This window comes from Marinobacter qingdaonensis (assembly GCF_034555935.1).
GTDB classification, from domain to species: Bacteria; Pseudomonadota; Gammaproteobacteria; order Pseudomonadales; family Oleiphilaceae; genus Marinobacter; species Marinobacter qingdaonensis.
This window is the reverse complement of record NZ_JAYDCJ010000003.1, coordinates 2839446-2856227: the sequence shown is the minus strand read 5'-3', so window position 1 is coordinate 2856227 and position 16782 is coordinate 2839446. Positions and strand designations below refer to the sequence as shown.

Sequence of the window (16782 nt, the reverse complement as noted above, 5' to 3'; positions counted from 1 at the left end):
TCCAGCGGTCAGTATGAAAAAGGGGGCGTGAGCCCCCTTTTTTTGTGACCGGATGGCCCGGCGGGCCGCCGATCAGCGCAATTTACGCAGTCGCTGGATCAAGGAGGAGGTGTCCCACCGCCGTCCGCCCATGGCCTGGACGTCGCCGTAAAACTGGTCCACCAGGGCGGTAACGGGCAGTGAGGCGTTGACCTTGTTGGCCTCGGCCAGGCAAATGCCCAGGTCCTTGCGCATCCAGTCCACCGCGAAACCGTGGTCAAATTCCCCCGCGATCATGGTGGCTGACCGGTTCTCCATCTGCCAGGACTGGGCCGCGCCCTTGGAGATGACATCCACCACCTTGGTTACATCAAGATTGGCTTTCTCGGCGAAGTGCAGGGCCTCGGACAGGCCCTGGACCAGGCCGGCAATGGCAATCTGGTTGACCATCTTGGTCTTCTGGCCGCTGCCGACCGGGCCCAGCAGGGTGACCGCGCGTGCGTAATGGTCAATCAGCGGCCTGGCCTTGTCGAACGCTGAGTCCGTGCCGCCGCACATCACCGTCAGCTGACCTTTCTCGGCGCCTTGCTGGCCACCGGAAATGGGGGCATCGATGAACGCCTGATTGCGGCTCCCGGCCGCTGCGGCCAGGCGTTCGGCAACGTCCGCCGTGGCGGTGGTGTGGTCGATCAGGGCGGCACCATCTGCGGCGTTGGCGATGATGCCGTGTTCACCCTCGTACACTTCAATCAGGTCCTTGTCGGCCCCGACGCAGGTCATCACGAACTCCGCCCCTTGCACGGCGTCGGCGACGGTCTCGAAGGCCTGGCCCGGGTACTCCTTCGCCCATTGTTCGGCCTTGGCGTGGGTCCGGTTCCAGACCCGGACCTCAAGGCCGGCGTTGGCCAGGTGGCCCGCCATGGGGTAGCCCATCACCCCAAGGCCGATAAAGGTAACTCTGGTTGTCATAATCATCTCCGGGTTGTTGTTAGTGGCTGAATGGAATTGGAGAGATGTGTCTGGCAAGTCGAACGGTGAGCTTAACCCAAATTGACGCCCGATGGGACAGCGAGACCGGCCGGGCTCGCTGCCCCAAAGGCCAGGGGTGGCTTGATCAACTGGCGGAATCAAGCATGCCAAGGGCTTCCCTGAGCACTTTGACCGACTCCGCGTGTTTGCCCTGGTCGTGCAGTGCTTGGCCCTGGTCTCGCAGGGCCTGAACTTCCATCTTGCGCTCCTCGCCGATCTGGGCCGACGCCAGTTTCTGGTCAATCTGTCCGATCAGGGACGGGCATTGACCGGCCATGGCGGCCGCTGAGAAGAGTGCGGTGAACATCAGTGTCGCGATAAGTTTCATGATCCGTGCCTCCTGTGGAGTGTCTCTCCAAAGGATAGTTGAGCGCGGGCGGGGTGTCGGTGGGGAAGCGGGCAAAAAAAAGGCCGCTGAGGTCAGCGGCCTTTTCATGCGCTCCCGGTGGGGAGGCGTGGAGCTTACTTCTTCGGGTAATCCCGCGCGTCGGAGCCAGTGTACAGCTGACGCGGACGGCCGATGCGGTAGTTGCCACTGACCATTTCGTTCCAGTGGGAGAACCAGCCGATGGTCCGGGACAGGGCGAAAATCACCGTGAACATGGACGTCGGGATGCCAATGGCCTTGAGAATCAGGCCGGAGTAGAAGTCGACGTTCGGGTAGAGTTTGCGCTCGACAAAATACTCGTCCTCGAGGGCAATCTTCTCCAGGCGCTGGGCGATCTTCAGCAGGGGATCGTTTTCGAGGCCCAGCTCGGTCAGTACTTCGTGCGCGGTTTCGGCCATGACCTTGGCGCGCGGATCGAAGTTCTTGTAAACCCGGTGGCCGAAGCCCATCAGGCGGAACGGGTCGTCCTTGTCCTTGGCCTTGGCGATGTACTTCTCGATGTTGGACTCGTCGCCGATCTCGGCCAGCATGTCCAGAACCGCCTCGTTGGCGCCGCCGTGAGCCGGTCCCCACAGCGCGGCAATGCCGGAGGCAATGCAGGCGTACGGGTTGGCGCCGGTGGAGCCGGCCAGGCGTACGGTGGACGTTGATGCGTTCTGCTCGTGGTCCGCGTGCAGGATGAAGATCTTGTCCATGGCCTTGGCCAGGATCGGGTTCGGCTTGTACTCCTCGCAGGGTACGCCAAACATCATCTGCAGGAAGTTCTCGGAGTAGGACAGGTCGTTACGCGGGTACATGAACGGCTGACCGATGCTGTACTTGTAACACCAGGCCGCGATGGTCGGCATCTTGGCGATCAGGCGGTGCGCGGTGATTTCTCGCTGGTGCTCGCTGGTCACGTCCATCTGGTCGTGGTAGAAGGCCGACAGGGCGCCGACAACGCCGCACATAATGGCCATCGGATGCGCGTCCCGGCGGAAGCCGTGGAAGAAGTTGCGCATCTGGTCGTGCAGCATGGTGTGGTTCTTGATGGTGTCGTGGAAGCGCTTGTTCTCTTCCGCGCTGGGCAGTTCGCCTTTCAGCAGCAGGTAGCAGACTTCGAGGTAGTCTGAGGACTCGGCAAGCTGTTCGATCGGGTAGCCCCGGTGCAGGAGAACGCCATTTGCACCGTCGATGTAAGTGATGGCTGAATCGCAGGCTGCGGTGGAAACAAAGCCTGGGTCGTAGGTGAAAACGCCTTCCTGGACTAGGCCTCGTACGTCGATAACGTCAGGGCCGACGGTGCCGGAATATACCGGTAACTCAATGGACTTATCCCCCACCGAGAGCGTGGCTTTCCTGTCGGTCATGGTGCTCTCCTATATGTCAGCTTGTCAGCTTTTCAGCATTTATAGATGCGCTAGAAGGCGCGTATTATCGCAAAACTGGCGGCAAAATATAGGGCGTTGGCTTTTTTTGTCAATGGAAGAGTCCGGAAAAGCCAGTTTTTGGGCCCCGGGTGTCAATCAGGGAAATCCCAAATGAACGGGAAATGGGGTAGGAATAACTTTTGTCAATAGGCCTTATAGCTGGCGCAGGACCCGTAATCACGCGGTTTGCGCCGTGTTGCCCGTTTGTAATTAGTAGGGGTACTCCTTATAATCCGTAGCCCGGAATCGGGGATATGCCTAGCTCCGGCGCCATATTGCCGCCGGAATTCAAGTGTATAGTCCTTCCTCCTGAGCCAATCTCGTGCGGTCCTCGTACCTGCACGCTGATCCTTACATACCAACCACCCGCAACCGGTCCGCCGGCAATTGCGGATTCAAGAGAGAGTGTGAGAGCGCTGTGAATAGCAAACGACCAGTAAATCTCGATCTCGGCAAGTTTCATTTCCCGCTGCCAGCCATTACGTCCATCCTGCACCGCATCAGCGGCATCATCATTTTCGTTGGTGTTGCGTTCATGCTGTATGGACTCCAGCTTTCCCTGTCCGGGGAAGAAGGCTTCAGCCGGGTAAGTGAGCTGCTGGACAGCTTCCTGGCCAAGCTGATTACCTGGGGCATTTTGTCTGCTCTGCTGTACCACCTGGTTGCAGGTATCAAGCACCTGTTCATGGATATGGGCATTGGTGAAGAACTGGAAAGCGGTCGCCTCGCCTCCAAGATCACGATCGTCGTTTCCGTCATTCTCATCGTTCTTGCAGGAGTTTGGGTATGGGCATGAACAGTGTCACGAACATCGGCCGCAATGGCATTCAGGATTGGATCATCCAGCGTGTGACCGCCTACGTACTGGCTCTGTACACGCTGTTCCTGCTCGGCTTCTTTGCAACCACCGAGGTGGACTACCAGTCCTGGTCAGCGCTGTTTGACCAGTTGTGGTTCCGGATCTTTACGCTGCTGGCGTTGCTGTCCATCGGTGGTCACGCCTGGGTTGGGCTGTGGACCGTTTCAACCGACTACATCAAATCCGCTGGCCAGCGCATGCTGTTCCAGGGAATCGTCGTGCTGGCGATCTTTGTGTATGTGGTCTGGGGTATTCAGATTATTTGGGGGCTTTAATCGATGGCTAACATCAAGACGATGTCTTTTGATGCGATTGTAATTGGTGGCGGCGGCTCCGGCATGCGAGCTGCCCTGCAATTGACCGAGTCCGGCATCAACACCGCCTGTATCACCAAGGTGTTCCCGACTCGTTCGCACACCGTGTCGGCCCAGGGCGGCATCACCTGTGCCATCGCCAGTGCCGATCCCAACGACGACTGGCGCTGGCACATGTACGACACCGTCAAGGGCGGTGACTACATTGCCGACCAGGACGCCGTTGAGTACATGTGCTCCGTGGGCCCGCAGGCCGTGTTCGAGCTGGAGCATATGGGGCTGCCGTTCTCCCGTACCGAGCAGGGCCGCATCTACCAGCGTCCGTTCGGTGGCCAGTCCAAGGATTACGGTAAGGGTGGCCAGGCTGCCCGTACCTGTGCCGCGGCCGACCGTACCGGTCACGCGCTGCTGCACACCCTGTATCAGGCCAACATCAAGGGTGGCACCACCTTCCTGAACGAGTGGTACGCCGTTGATCTGGTCAAGAACGGCAAAGACGAAGTGGTTGGCGTTGTTGCCATCGAGATCGAGACCGGCGAAGTCGCCTACATCAAGAGCAAGGCCACCGTTCTGGCGACCGGCGGTGCGGGTCGTATCTACGCGTCCACCACCAACGCCCTGATCAACACCGGTGACGGCATTGGCATGGCCCTGCGTGCCGGCTTCCCGATGCAGGACATGGAAATGTGGCAGTTCCACCCGACCGGTATCCACGGCGCGGGCACGCTGGTGACCGAGGGTTGCCGGGGTGAGGGTGGTTACCTGATCAACTCCGAGGGCGAGCGTTTCATGGAGCGCTACGCGCCCAACGCGAAAGACCTGGCCGGTCGTGACGTTGTCGCCCGTTCCATGGTCATCGAAATCCTCGAGGGTCGTGGCTGTGGTCCGGACAAGGATCACGTGCTGCTGAAACTGGATCACCTGGGTGAAGAGACCCTGAACCTGCGTCTGCCGGGTATCTGTGAGCTGTCCCGCACCTTTGCCCACGTGGATCCGGTAAAAGAGCCGATTCCGGTTGTGCCGACCTGCCATTACATGATGGGTGGCGTTCCGACCAACGTTGGCGGTCAGGCTCTGACCCAGGACGAGAATGGCAATGACAAGCCGATCCCGGGTCTGTTCGCCTGTGGTGAGGCGGCCTGTGTGTCCGTGCACGGTGCCAACCGTCTGGGCGGCAACTCGCTGCTGGACCTGGTGGTCTTTGGTCGTGCGGCTGGCCTGCACATCGAAGAGCAGCTGCGTGGCGGTTTTGAGGTTGACGGTGCCAGCGAGGAAGACATCAAGCGCGCCATGGCACGCCTGGAGCGTCTGAACAACGCCTCCGAAGGTGAGAGCGTGGCAGAGGTTCGCAAGGACCTGCAGAGCTGCATGCAGCTGTACTTCGGCGTATTCCGTGACGGCAAGAGCATGGAAGAAGGCCTGAAGAAGCTGGAGGCAATTGGTGAGCGGGTCCGCAACACCAAGCTGGCCGACACCAGCAGCGCCTTTAACACCGCGCGCATTGAAGCGCTGGAGCTGGACAACCTGTACGAAGTTGCCCTGGCGACCGCGATCTCCGCGTTCGAGCGTAAAGAGAGCCGTGGCGCTCACGCCCGTAACGACTACACCGAGCGTGACGACGAGAACTGGCTGAAGCATTCCATGTTCTTCCCGGCAGACAAGCGGGTCGGGAAGCGTGACGTGAACTTCGCGCCCAAGACCGTGGACACGTTTGAGCCGAAGGTCCGGACTTACTAAGGGGAGTGTTGAAAATGTTAGTAAGCCTTTATCGTTACAACCCTGAAGCGGACAACGCGCCCTACATGCAGGACGTGGAACTTGAGCTTCCGGAAGGCAAGGACCTGATGGTCCTGGATGTGTTGAACCTGATCAAGGAGCGCGACCCTTCCATGGCGTACCGCCGTTCCTGCCGCGAGGGCGTTTGTGGCTCCGACGGCATGAACATGAACGGCAAGAACGGCCTCGCGTGCATCACGCCGGTGTCCCAGGTTGTGAAGAACAACAAGCTGGTCCTGCGTCCGCTGCCGGGTTTGCCGGTCATTCGTGACCTGGTGGTCGACATGAGCCTGTTCTACAAGCAGTACGAGAAGGTCATGCCGTACCTGGTGAACGACAACCCTGCGCCGGCGATCGAGCGACTGCAGTCGCCCGAGGATCGGGAGAAGCTGGACGGCCTGTACGAGTGTATTCTCTGTGCCTGCTGCTCCACCTCCTGTCCGTCGTTCTGGTGGAACCCGGACAAGTTCATCGGGCCGGCCGGCCTGCTCCAGGCTTACCGCTTCCTGGCGGACAGCCGCGATACCGCCCAGGCCGAGCGTCTGGCCAACCTCGATGACCCGTTCAGCGTATTCCGCTGCCGGGGCATCATGAACTGCGTTAGCGTCTGCCCGAAAGGCCTGAACCCCACAAGGGCAATCGGCCACATCCGTAACCTGCTGCTCCAGCGGGCAACCTGACAGCAGGTTCTGCGGTAGACGCTATACTGTTCTGACCAAGGTTAGGCACCCCGAAGGCCCTGCAACGACGCAGGGCCTTCAACCAAAGGCTTATAGTCAAAAGTCTTAGCCGGGTGCACACTACGCAAGCCGTGGCGGGAGCTTAAAAGGTTGTCGCACGTTTTTGCAGAGTACAAAAACCACCGGGGAATGGAAAACATCCACGCTCGGTCTGGTGGCCAAAGTCGATCCCGTAAAAACCCGTATTGACTGAGTCTTACCCCTGGCCGACCATATCGGGCTCCCCGCACCAGCCCAAGGTGAGCTATTCAAAATGCACGAAAGCATCATGGAGCAGTTATGGCAGACTTCCCACTTGCAGGGTGGAAATCTCGCCTATGTTGAACAGCTTTTTGAAACCTACCTGACAGACCCCAACGCCGTTCCCGAAGAGTGGCGAAGCTACTTCGACAAGCTTCCCAGTATCGATGGTCACCACGGCCGTGACGTTGTCCACTCCTCCATCCGCGAACAGTTCGAACACATCTCCCGCAATCAGCGCTTTTTGGCCAGCGGTGGCGTCCCAGCCAGCGCAACCTCAGACGCGGACAAAAAGCAGATTCGTGTTCTCCAGCTGATCAATGCCTACCGTTTTCGCGGCCACCAGGAAGCCAAACTCGACCCCCTGGGTGTTTGGGACCGTCCCAAGGTAGAAGACCTGGACCTGTCTTTTCACGAGCTCTCTGACACCGACAGCGATCTTGAGTTCCAGACCGGTTCACTGAATTTCGGCTCCGAGACCATGAAGCTCGGAGACATTGTCGACGGCCTGCGTCGCACCTACTGTGAAAGCATTGGTGCCGAATACATGCACGTGGTCGACACCCGCATCAAGCGCTGGTTCCAGCAGCGCATGGAGCCGGTCCGCTCACGGCCGGACTACGAAACCAAAACCCGCAAGCACCTGCTCGAACGGCTGACCGCCGCCGAAGGCCTGGAGAAGTACCTGGGCTCCCGGTACCCGGGCGTCAAGCGCTTCGGCCTGGAAGGCGGTGAAAGCCTGATTCCCTGCCTGGATGAACTGATCCAGCGGGCCGGTGGTTACGGCGCGAAGGAAATCGTTCTGGGCATGGCCCACCGCGGCCGTCTGAACGTGCTGGTCAACACCCTGGGCAAGAACCCGAAAGAGCTGTTCGACGAGTTCGAGGGCAAGAAGCTGGCCGATTCCGGCTCCGGTGACGTGAAATACCACCAGGGCTTCTCGTCCAACGTGATGACGCCGGGCGGCGAAGTGCACCTGGCCATGGCCTTTAACCCGTCGCACCTCGAGATCGTGTCGCCGGTGGTTGAGGGCTCGGTGCGTGCCCGCCAGACCCGCCGGGACGACAACGACGGTACCCAGGTCGTGCCGATCATCATGCACGGTGATGCCGCCTTTGCCGGCCAGGGCGTGGTGATGGAAACCTTCCAGATGTCCCAGACCCGGGGCTATGGCGTTGGTGGTACCATCCACATCGTCATCAACAACCAGGTTGGCTTCACCACCAGCAAGCAGGAAGACGCACGGTCGACCGAGTACTGCACCGACGTCGCCAAGATGGTGCAGGCGCCGATCCTGCACGTGAACGCCGACGACCCCGAAGCGGTCATGTTCGCCACCCAGATGGCGATGGATTACCGCAACGAGTTCAAGAACGACGTGGTCATTGACCTGGTCTGCTACCGTCGTCGCGGCCACAACGAGGCCGATGAGCCGGCGGCTACCCAGCCCAAGATGTACGAGAAGATTCGCAAGCTGAAGACCACGCGCAATCTGTACGCTGAAAAGCTGGTCGCCGACGGTGTCATCACCGAGGACGAAGCCAAGCAGATGGAGAACGACTACCGTGACGCGTTGGACGACGGCGAGCACGTGGTCAAATCCCTGGTCAAGGAACCGAACAAAGAGCTGTACGTCGACTGGACGCCTTTCCTGGGCCACGAGTGGACCGCCAAGTGTAAGTCCAGCGTCGCCCTGAAGACCATCCAGAAGCTGGGCAAGAAGCTGACCTCGGTGCCCGAGGGCTTCAGCGTTCAGCGCCAGGTGTCCAAGATCGTCAGCGACCGCGAGAAAATGACCGCTGGCGCGCTGCCCATCAACTGGGGCTACGGTGAGGTCATGGCCTACGCCACCCTGCTGGATGAAGGCCATCCGATCCGGATCACCGGCCAGGACGTCGGCCGCGGCACCTTCTCCCACCGCCATGCGGTGCTGCACAACCAGAAGGACGGTTCCACCCACATCGCGCTGGAACAGCTGTCCGACGACCAGCCCAAGTTCGAAATCTACGACTCGCTGCTGTCCGAAGAAGCGGTCATGGCGTTCGAATACGGCTACGCCACCACCGCCCCCAACGGCCTGATCGTCTGGGAAGCGCAGTTTGGCGACTTCGCCAACGGCGCCCAGGTGGTGATCGACCAGTTCCTCACCAGCGGCGAGCACAAGTGGGGCCGCCTGTGTGGTCTGACCCTGCTGTTGCCGCACGGCTACGAGGGTCAGGGCCCTGAGCACAGCTCTGCGCGTCTGGAGCGGTTCCTCCAGCTGTGTGCCGAGCACAACATCCAGGTCTGCGTGCCCACCACGCCGTCCCAGGTGTTTCACATGCTGCGCCGTCAGGTGAAGCGTCCGCTGCGTAAGCCGCTGGTCGCCATCACACCGAAGAGCCTGCTGCGCCACAAGGAAGCCACGTCCGATCTGGACGATCTGACTTCCGGCACCTTCCAGACCGTGCTGCCCGAGAAGGAGCCGTCCGATCCGAAGAAGGTGACCCGACTGATCATGTGCAGCGGCAAGGTCTACTTCGACCTGCTGGAAAAGAAGAAGGCGGACGAGCGCGACGATGTGGCGATTCTGCGCATCGAGCAGCTGTATCCGTTCCCGGCAGACGACCTGGATGCGTTGTTGGCTCAATACACTAAGCTGAAGAACGTGGTTTGGTGTCAGGAAGAGCCGATGAACCAAGGTGCCTGGTACCCGAGCCAGCATCACATGAGAAATGCCCTGCAGCGGCTGAACCCCAAGCTGTACCTCCAGTACGCCGGTCGCGAGGCCTCGGCGGCGCCAGCTTGTGGGCACATGTCCGTGCACATCGAAGAGCAGAAAAAGCTGGTAAACGACGCGTTTGAAATCTGACGAGCTACCGAACTAAGGATCCGTAATGTCAACTGAGATTAAAGCCCCCGTTTTCCCGGAGTCGGTCGCAGAGGGTACCGTTGCGACCTGGCACAAGCAGCCGGGCGAAGCCTGTTCACGCGACGAACTGATTGTCGATATCGAAACCGACAAGGTCGTCCTGGAAGTGGTTGCCCCGGCCGACGGTGTCATCGAGGAAGTCCTCAAGGGTGAGGGCGATACCGTGGAAAGCGGCGAAGTGATTGGCAAGTTCAAGGAAGGCGCGGCAGGTGAGTCCAAGCCGGCCGGTAACAAGAGCGCCGACGCGCCGAAACAGGAAGAAGCCCCGAAAGAAGAAGCCGCGGCTTCTGGCGATGCCATCCTGAGCCCGGCCGCCCGCAAGCTGGCCGAAGAGAACAGCATCGATCCGAATTCCGTCAAGGGCACCGGCAAAGATGGCCGCGTGACCAAGGAAGACGTGCAGAACGCCATCGACAACAAGCCGGCTGCTGGTGCAGCGGCCAAGCCGGCCGCCGGCATGCCGGAAGTCAATGTGGCCCCGGGCGAGCGTCCGGAGAAGCGGGTACCGATGACCCGCCTGCGCGCCAGCATTGCCAAGCGTCTGGTGGACGCCCAGCAGACCGCCGCCATGCTGACCACCTTCAACGAGGTGAACATGGCTCCGATCATGGAGCTGCGCAAGCAATACAAGGACAGCTTCGAGAAGCGTCACGGCATCAAGCTGGGCTTCATGTCGTTCTTCACCAAGGCCGCGACCGAGGCCCTGAAGCGTTTCCCGGCCGTCAACGCCTCCATTGATGGCAACGACATGGTCTACCACGGCTACCAGGACATCGGCGTTGCCGTCTCCACCGACCGTGGTCTGGTGGTTCCGGTTCTGCGCGATTCCGACGCCATGGGCCTGGCCGACATCGAAAAGAAAATCGTCGAATACGGCACCAAGGCCAAAGAAGGTAAGCTGGGCATCGAGGAAATGACCGGTGGTACCTTTACCATCACCAACGGCGGTATTTTCGGCTCACTGATTTCCACGCCGATCCTGAACCCGCCGCAGACGGCGATTCTGGGCATGCACAAGATCCAGGAGCGTCCGATGGCGGTCAACGGCAAGGTGGAAATCCTGCCGATGATGTACCTGGCGCTGTCCTACGATCACCGCATGATCGATGGCAAGGAAGCGGTGCAGTTCCTGGTGGCCATTAAGGAAATGCTCGAGGACCCGGCGCGTATTCTGCTGGACGTGTAAGCCGACACTTAACGAATCAGAAAACGGGATCAAATATGTCTGATAAGTACGACGTAATTGTCATTGGTGCGGGTCCGGGTGGCTACGTTGCCGCCATCAAGGCCGCTCAGTTGGGCCTCAAGACCGCATGTGTCGAGTCCTGGACTGGCACCGACGGAAAGAGCCAGGTACTGGGCGGTACCTGCCTGAACGTAGGCTGTATTCCGTCCAAGGCGTTGCTGGAAATCTCTCACAAGTACGAGGAAGCAACCCACGATTACGAAGCCCAGGGCATCGTGGCCAAGGATGTCAAAATGGACATCGGCAAGATGATGGAGCGCAAGGGTGGCATCGTGAAGCAGCTGACCGGTGGTATCGCCGGGCTGTTCAAGGCCAACGGCGTGACCTCCATCCACGGCCACGGCAAGCTGCTGGCCAACCGCAAGGTTGAGGTTACCGACAAAGACGGCAACGCCAAGACCTACGAGGCAGAGAACGTCATCCTGGCCTCCGGTTCCAAGCCGATCCAGATTCCGCCGGCACCGTTCGACGGCGAGTACATCGTCGACTCCGAAGGCGCCCTGGAATTCTCCGAAGTGCCCAAGCGTCTGGGCGTCATCGGCGCCGGCGTCATCGGCCTGGAGCTGGGCAGCGTCTGGGCCCGTCTGGGCTCGGAAGTGACCGTTCTGGAAGCCCAGGACACCTTCCTTCCGGCCGTGGACCAGCAGGTGGCCAAGGATGCCAAGAAGCAATTCGAGAAGCAGGGCCTGAACATCGTCATGGGCGCGCGTATGACCGGCGCTGAAGTCAAGCGCAAGCTGGTCAACGTCACCTATGAAGACTCCAAGGGCAAGCACGAAGCCAAGTTCGACAAGCTGATCGTGGCTGTGGGTCGTCGCCCTTACACCGACAACCTGCTGGCAGAAGACGCTGGCGTGCAGATGGACGAGCGTGGTTTCATCTTCGTCGACGACAACTGCAAGACCGAAGCGCCCGGCGTATGGGCCATCGGTGACGTGGTTCGTGGTCCGATGCTGGCGCACAAGGCCTCGGAAGAGGGCGTCATGGTCGCCGAGCGCATTGCCGGCCACAAGCCGCAGGTCAACTACGACTGCATTCCGAACGTGATCTATACCGCGCCGGAAGTGGCGTGGGTTGGTAAGACCGAGGAAGAGCTGAAGGCCGAAGGTGAAGACTACAACGTCGGTACCTTCCCGTTCGCCGCTAACGGTCGCGCCATGGCCGCCAACGCGGCATCCGGGCTGGTCAAGATCATCGCAGACGCCAAGACCGACCGGATCCTTGGTTTCCACGTGGTTGGTCCCCAGGCCTCAGAAATCGTCGCCCAGGGCGTCATTGCCATGGAATTCGGCTCCAGTGCCGAAGACCTGGCCCTGACCTGCTTCGCGCACCCGACTCTGTCCGAGTCCGTGCACGAGGCGGCCCTGGCCGTCGCCGGCGGTGCGATTCACGTCGCCAATCGCCGGAAAAAGAAGTAACGCAATCCCGGAAGCAGAGGCGCCAATGACGGCGCCTCACTGCCATAAAACGGCTGGCTTCCCGTTGCGCTCAGCGCGGGCTGAGGTGATCCCCGGCCCGCCAAGCCGAATTCGCAACAGCAGCCCCCCATGGCCGGGGGCTTGCGCGGGTTCTTTTCCGTACGTGGTTATCCTCCATCAAAAAGCGGGACATTAACTATGAATTTGCACGAATATCAGGGCAAGCAGCTGTTCGCTGAGTATGGCCTGCCCGTATCCAAAGGCATCGCCTGCGATACACCCAAGGAAGCAGTGGCAGCTGCCGATGAAATTGGCGGCGACGGCTGGGTGGTTAAGGCCCAGGTTCACGCAGGTGGCCGTGGTAAGGCCGGCGGCGTAAAGCTGGTCAAGAGCAAAGACGAGATCCGCGAGTTCGCCGAGCATTGGCTGGGCAAGAACCTGGTAACTTACCAGACCGATGAGAATGGCCAGCCGGTAAGCAAGATCCTGGTTGAATCCCTGACCGACATCGATCAGGAGCTGTACCTGGGCGCGGTTGTTGACCGTGGTACCCGCCGGATCGTGTTCATGGCTTCCACCGAAGGCGGTGTTGAGATCGAGAAGGTGGCCGAAGAGACCCCCGAGAAGATCCTGAAGGCCGAGATCGATCCGCTGGTCGGCGCGCAGCCGTACCAGGGCCGTGAGCTGGCGTTCAAGCTGGGCCTCGAAGGCAAGCAGATCGGTCAGTTCACCAAGATCTTCGTAGGTCTGGCCAAACTGTTCGAAGAGAACGACCTGGCGCTGGTGGAAATCAACCCGCTGGTGATCACTCCGGCTGGCGACCTGCACTGCCTGGACGCGAAAGTAGGCGTCGACGGTAACGCCCTGTATCGCCAGAAGAAAATTCACGAGATGCACGATCCTTCCCAGGAAGATTCCCGTGAAGCCGAAGCGGCCAAGTGGGAGCTGAACTACGTGGCGCTGGAAGGCAACATCGGCTGCATGGTTAACGGTGCAGGCCTGGCCATGGGCACCATGGACATCATCAAGCTGTCCGGCGGCCAGCCGGCCAACTTCCTGGACGTAGGCGGCGGCGCGACCAAAGAGCGCGTATCCGAAGCGTTCAAGATCATCCTGTCTGACGACAGCGTTAACGCGGTTCTGGTCAACATCTTCGGCGGCATCGTGCGTTGCGACATGATCGCCGACGGCATCATCGGTGCAGTGAAAGAAGTCGGCGTCAAGGTGCCGGTCGTGGTTCGCCTCGAAGGTAACAACGCCGAGAAGGGCACCCAGGTACTCGCCGACAGTGGCCTGAACATCATCGCCGCCACCAGCCTGGCGGATGCCGCAGAGCAAGTCGTTAAAGCCGCAGGGGGTAAATAATGAGCATCCTGATCAACAAAGACACCAAGGTTATCTGCCAGGGCTTTACCGGCGCTCAGGGTACCCTCCACTCCGAGCAGGCGATTGAGTACGGCACCAAGATGGTTGGTGGTGTAAGCCCGGGTAAGGGCGGCACTGAGCACCTGGGTCTGCCGGTGTTCAACACCGTGCGTGAAGCCGTAGAAAAGACCGGTGCCGAAGCCACCGTGATCTACGTACCGGCCCCGTTCTGTAAGGACGCCATCATCGAAGCCGCGGACGCTGGTATCCAGCTGATCGTGTGCATCACCGAAGGCATCCCGACCATCGACATGCTGTACGCGAAAGAGTACGTCGATCGCAAAGGCGTGCGGATGATCGGCCCGAACTGCCCGGGTGTGATCACCCCGGGTGAGAGCAAGATCGGCATCATGCCGGGCAACATCCACAAGCCGGGCAAGGTGGGTATCGTATCCCGCTCTGGTACCCTGACTTACGAAGCGGTCAAGCAGACCACCGACTTCGGTTACGGTCAGTCTACCTGCGTCGGCATCGGTGGTGACCCGATTCCGGGCTCCAACTTCATCGACATCCTGCAGCTGCTGCAGGACGATCCGCAGACCGAAGCCATCGTCATGATCGGTGAGATCGGCGGTACTGCCGAGGAAGAGGCTGCGGCCTTCATCAAGGAGAACGTAAGCAAGCCGGTGGTGTCCTACATCGCTGGTGTTACTGCGCCTCCGGGCAAGCGTATGGGTCACGCTGGCGCCATCATCTCTGGTGGTAAGGGCACCGCGGACGAGAAGTTCGCCGCCCTGAACGACGCCGGTGTCAAAACCGTGCGCAGCCTGGCCGATATCGGCAAGGCCCTGAAGGAAGTAACTGGCTGGTAAGTCAGGCTTCTTTCCCGAAACCCCCGTTTCTGCCCTGCAGAGCGGGGGTTTTTTATTTATAATGCCGGGTCGCCTGACATATGATGGCGATCTAAATTCAAGATGAGGAGTTCGTGCTTTGAGTTCTGTAGATTCCCAGCAAAGGGTTTTGTCCGGCATGCGTCCGACCGGCAAGCTGCACCTTGGTCATTACCATGGTGTGCTGAAAAACTGGGTGAAACTCCAGCACGAATACGAGTGCTTCTTCTTCGTCGCCGACTGGCACGCGCTGACCACTGAGTACGACAACCCTGCCGGGATCGAGCAGAGCGTCTGGGACATGGTCATCGACTGGCTGGCGGCCGGCGTCAATCCCGGCTCCTCGACCATGTTCATCCAGTCCCAGGTGCCGGAACACGCGGAACTGCACCTGCTGTTGTCGATGATCACCCCACTGGGCTGGCTCGAACGGGTGCCCACCTTCAAGGACCAGCAGGAAAAGCTGCGGGAAAAGGATCTGGCCACCTACGGCTTCCTCGGCTACCCGCTGCTGCAGAGCGCCGACATCCTGGTGTACCGGGCCGGTAAGGTGCCGGTGGGCGCCGATCAGGTCTCCCACGTCGAGATTACCCGGGAAGTGGCGCGCCGCTTCAACCACCTGTACGGGCGCGAGCCGGGCTTTGAGGAGCAGGCGGAAGGCGCCATCGTGAAGATGGGCAAGAAGAACGCCAAGCTCTACCGCACCCTCAAGAAGCGGTATCAGGAAGAAGGCGATCTGGATGCCCTGGAAACCGCCCGGGCCCTGCTGAAAGAGCAGCAGAACATCTCCCTGGGCGATCGCGAGCGTCTGTACGGTTACATCGAGGGCGGTGGCAAGGTGATCCTGCCGGAACCCCAGCCGCTGCTGACGCCCGAATCCAAGATGCCGGGGCTGGACGGCCAGAAGATGTCCAAGTCCTACAACAACTACATCGGCCTGCGGGAAGAGCCGGACAGTGTGGCCCAGAAGATCCGCACCATGCAGACCGATCCCCAGCGCGTGCGTCGGACCGATCCGGGCGACCCGGACAAGTGCCCGGTGTGGGAGATGCACAAGATCTATTCCGACAGCGAAACCCAGGACTGGGTCCAGCACGGCTGTCGCAGTGCCGGCATTGGCTGTCTGGACTGCAAGAAGCCGCTGATCGACGCCATCGTGGAAGAGCAGCGTCCGCTGCATGAGCGGGCTCGCGAGTACGAAGGCAACCCTGACCTGGTGCATTCCATCCTGCAGGAAGGCCGGGAACAGGCCCGCGATGCCGCTCGGGATACCCTGGAGGAAGTCCGGGCCGCCATGGGTCTGCATTACCGCTGAACCGGTCCGGGCCCAGAGCCGGGCGCGGGCGGTGATTCCTGAGGGAGGTCGATGATGGACGACAGTGCAGGCGTGACAGAGCCAGATGCCGGGCAGGCCGAGGCGGATCCATCCCCGTTGGCCCGGGTGTCCGGCAAGCCGGTTGTTGACCTGCCCAAGGACCTGTACATCCCGCCCGATGCGCTGGCGGTGTTCCTGGAAGCCTTCGAGGGGCCCCTGGACCTGCTGCTGTACCTGATCCGCCGGCAGAACATGAACATCCTCGACATTGACGTCAGCGAGATCACCCGCCAGTACATGGATTACATCGGGGCGGTGGAAGCCATGCGCTTCGAGCTGGCTGCGGAATACCTGGTCATGGCTGCGACCCTGGCCGAGATCAAGTCGCGGATGCTGCTGCCACGGCAGGAGACCGAGGATGACGAAGAGATCGACCCGCGGGCCGAGCTGATCCGGCGCCTGCAGCAGTACGAGCGATTCAAGCAGGCGGCCGAAGACATCGATGAGATGCCCCGGCTGGAGCGGGACAATTTCGAAGCCTCGGCGGCGCTGCCGAAGCTGCCATCCTCCCAGCCCCATCCAGACGTGGATATGCGCGAGATGCTGCTGGCGCTGCAGGGCGTGCTGCAGCGCGCCGACCTGTTCACCAGTCACCAGGTGGAGCGGGAGCGCCTGTCCACCCGGGAGCGGATGTCGTCCATTCTGGCAATGCTCCGGGACGACCACTTTGTCACCTTCGAAAGCCTGTTCACCCCGGAAGAGGGCAAGCTCGGGGTGGTGGTGTCGTTCCTGGCCACGCTGGAGCTGGTCAAGGAGCAACTGATCGAGGTGGTGCAGGCCGAGGTGCTGGGGCCGATTCATGTCCGGGCCCGGGCGGCCAACTGATCGCGCCGCCGACGGCGA

At 60.6% G+C, this 16782-nt stretch carries 14 protein-coding genes; 11 read left to right on the top strand and 3 right to left on the bottom strand.

Features of this window, described 5'->3' with window-relative positions; translation table 11 throughout:
* Window positions 1-72: 72 nt before the first annotated feature.
* From U5822_RS16305 to gltA, 3 genes are all read right to left on the bottom strand, one after another.
* Window positions 73-948, bottom strand: coding sequence for an NAD(P)-dependent oxidoreductase (locus tag U5822_RS16305; RefSeq protein ID WP_322856667.1), 876 nt, complete (start codon window positions 946-948; stop codon window positions 73-75).
* Window positions 949-1093: 145 nt separating this feature from the next.
* The gene (locus tag U5822_RS16300; RefSeq protein ID WP_322856666.1) at window positions 1094-1336 is read right to left on the bottom strand and encodes a hypothetical protein; all 243 of its coding nucleotides are present in this window, start codon (window positions 1334-1336) and stop codon (window positions 1094-1096) included.
* Window positions 1337-1470: 134 nt separating this feature from the next.
* A complete protein-coding gene (gene gltA, locus U5822_RS16295) occupies window positions 1471-2745 on the bottom strand; it encodes a citrate synthase (RefSeq protein WP_322856665.1) in 1275 nt (424 codons plus the stop codon).
* 478 nt (window positions 2746-3223) lie between these two features.
* Here gltA and sdhC point away from each other — a divergent pair, with 478 nt between their 5' ends.
* From sdhC to U5822_RS16240, 11 genes are all read left to right on the top strand, one after another.
* Window positions 3224-3601 carry a succinate dehydrogenase, cytochrome b556 subunit gene (sdhC, locus tag U5822_RS16290; RefSeq protein ID WP_322856664.1) on the top strand — a complete coding sequence of 126 codons (378 nt, stop codon included), beginning with the start codon at window positions 3224-3226 and terminating at the stop codon, window positions 3599-3601.
* On the top strand, window positions 3598-3939 hold the full coding sequence (sdhD, locus tag U5822_RS16285; RefSeq protein ID WP_425259334.1) for a succinate dehydrogenase, hydrophobic membrane anchor protein: 342 nt from the start codon (window positions 3598-3600) through the stop codon (window positions 3937-3939). Before sdhC ends, sdhD begins: the two co-directional genes overlap by 4 nt.
* 3 nt (window positions 3940-3942) lie before the next feature.
* Window positions 3943-5715 carry a succinate dehydrogenase flavoprotein subunit gene (gene sdhA / locus U5822_RS16280; RefSeq protein ID WP_322856662.1) on the top strand — a complete coding sequence of 591 codons (1773 nt, stop codon included), beginning with the start codon at window positions 3943-3945 and terminating at the stop codon, window positions 5713-5715.
* A gap of 14 nt (window positions 5716-5729) precedes the next feature.
* The gene (locus tag U5822_RS16275; RefSeq protein ID WP_322856661.1) at window positions 5730-6434 is read left to right on the top strand and encodes a succinate dehydrogenase iron-sulfur subunit; all 705 of its coding nucleotides are present in this window, start codon (window positions 5730-5732) and stop codon (window positions 6432-6434) included.
* Window positions 6435-6747: 313 nt separating this feature from the next.
* Window positions 6748-9585, top strand: a complete 2838-nt coding sequence (locus U5822_RS16270) for a 2-oxoglutarate dehydrogenase E1 component (protein WP_322856660.1) — start codon at window positions 6748-6750, stop codon at window positions 9583-9585.
* A gap of 25 nt (window positions 9586-9610) precedes the next feature.
* A complete protein-coding gene (gene odhB, locus U5822_RS16265) occupies window positions 9611-10831 on the top strand; it encodes a 2-oxoglutarate dehydrogenase complex dihydrolipoyllysine-residue succinyltransferase (protein ID WP_322856659.1) in 1221 nt (406 codons plus the stop codon).
* A 35-nt stretch (window positions 10832-10866) separates the two neighbouring features.
* On the top strand, window positions 10867-12309 hold the full coding sequence (gene lpdA / locus U5822_RS16260) for a dihydrolipoyl dehydrogenase (protein ID WP_322856658.1): 1443 nt from the start codon (window positions 10867-10869) through the stop codon (window positions 12307-12309).
* Between the two features lie 198 nt (window positions 12310-12507).
* A complete protein-coding gene (gene sucC / locus U5822_RS16255) occupies window positions 12508-13674 on the top strand; it encodes an ADP-forming succinate--CoA ligase subunit beta (RefSeq protein ID WP_322856657.1) in 1167 nt (388 codons plus the stop codon).
* On the top strand, window positions 13674-14546 hold the full coding sequence (sucD, locus tag U5822_RS16250; protein WP_322856656.1) for a succinate--CoA ligase subunit alpha: 873 nt from the start codon (window positions 13674-13676) through the stop codon (window positions 14544-14546). Before sucC ends, sucD begins: the two co-directional genes overlap by 1 nt.
* Before the next feature lie 118 nt (window positions 14547-14664).
* Window positions 14665-15879, top strand: coding sequence for a tryptophan--tRNA ligase (locus U5822_RS16245; RefSeq protein WP_322856655.1), 1215 nt, complete (start codon window positions 14665-14667; stop codon window positions 15877-15879).
* 51 nt (window positions 15880-15930) lie between these two features.
* A complete protein-coding gene (locus tag U5822_RS16240) occupies window positions 15931-16764 on the top strand; it encodes a segregation and condensation protein A (protein WP_425259331.1) in 834 nt (277 codons plus the stop codon).
* The last annotated feature ends 18 nt before the right edge of the window (window positions 16765-16782 follow it).

What these genes read in the sequence shown, in the direction of transcription:
- U5822_RS16305 (WP_322856667.1), bottom strand. Translation starts at nt 948, where the DNA reads ATGACAACCAGAGTTACCTTTATCGGCCTTGGGGTGATGGGCTACCCC.
- U5822_RS16300 (WP_322856666.1), bottom strand. Translation starts at nt 1,336, where the DNA reads ATGAAACTTATCGCGACACTGATGTTCACCGCACTCTTCTCAGCGGCC.
- gltA (WP_322856665.1), bottom strand. Translation starts at nt 2,745, where the DNA reads ATGACCGACAGGAAAGCCACGCTCTCGGTGGGGGATAAGTCCATTGAG.
- sdhD (WP_425259334.1), top strand. Translation starts at nt 3,598, where the DNA reads ATGAACAGTGTCACGAACATCGGCCGCAATGGCATTCAGGATTGGATC.
- sdhA (WP_322856662.1), top strand. Translation starts at nt 3,943, where the DNA reads ATGGCTAACATCAAGACGATGTCTTTTGATGCGATTGTAATTGGTGGC.
- U5822_RS16275 (WP_322856661.1), top strand. Translation starts at nt 5,730, where the DNA reads ATGTTAGTAAGCCTTTATCGTTACAACCCTGAAGCGGACAACGCGCCC.
- U5822_RS16270 (WP_322856660.1), top strand. Translation starts at nt 6,748, where the DNA reads ATGCACGAAAGCATCATGGAGCAGTTATGGCAGACTTCCCACTTGCAG.
- odhB (WP_322856659.1), top strand. Translation starts at nt 9,611, where the DNA reads ATGTCAACTGAGATTAAAGCCCCCGTTTTCCCGGAGTCGGTCGCAGAG.
- lpdA (WP_322856658.1), top strand. Translation starts at nt 10,867, where the DNA reads ATGTCTGATAAGTACGACGTAATTGTCATTGGTGCGGGTCCGGGTGGC.
- sucC (WP_322856657.1), top strand. Translation starts at nt 12,508, where the DNA reads ATGAATTTGCACGAATATCAGGGCAAGCAGCTGTTCGCTGAGTATGGC.
- sucD (WP_322856656.1), top strand. Translation starts at nt 13,674, where the DNA reads ATGAGCATCCTGATCAACAAAGACACCAAGGTTATCTGCCAGGGCTTT.
- U5822_RS16240 (WP_425259331.1), top strand. Translation starts at nt 15,931, where the DNA reads ATGATGGACGACAGTGCAGGCGTGACAGAGCCAGATGCCGGGCAGGCC.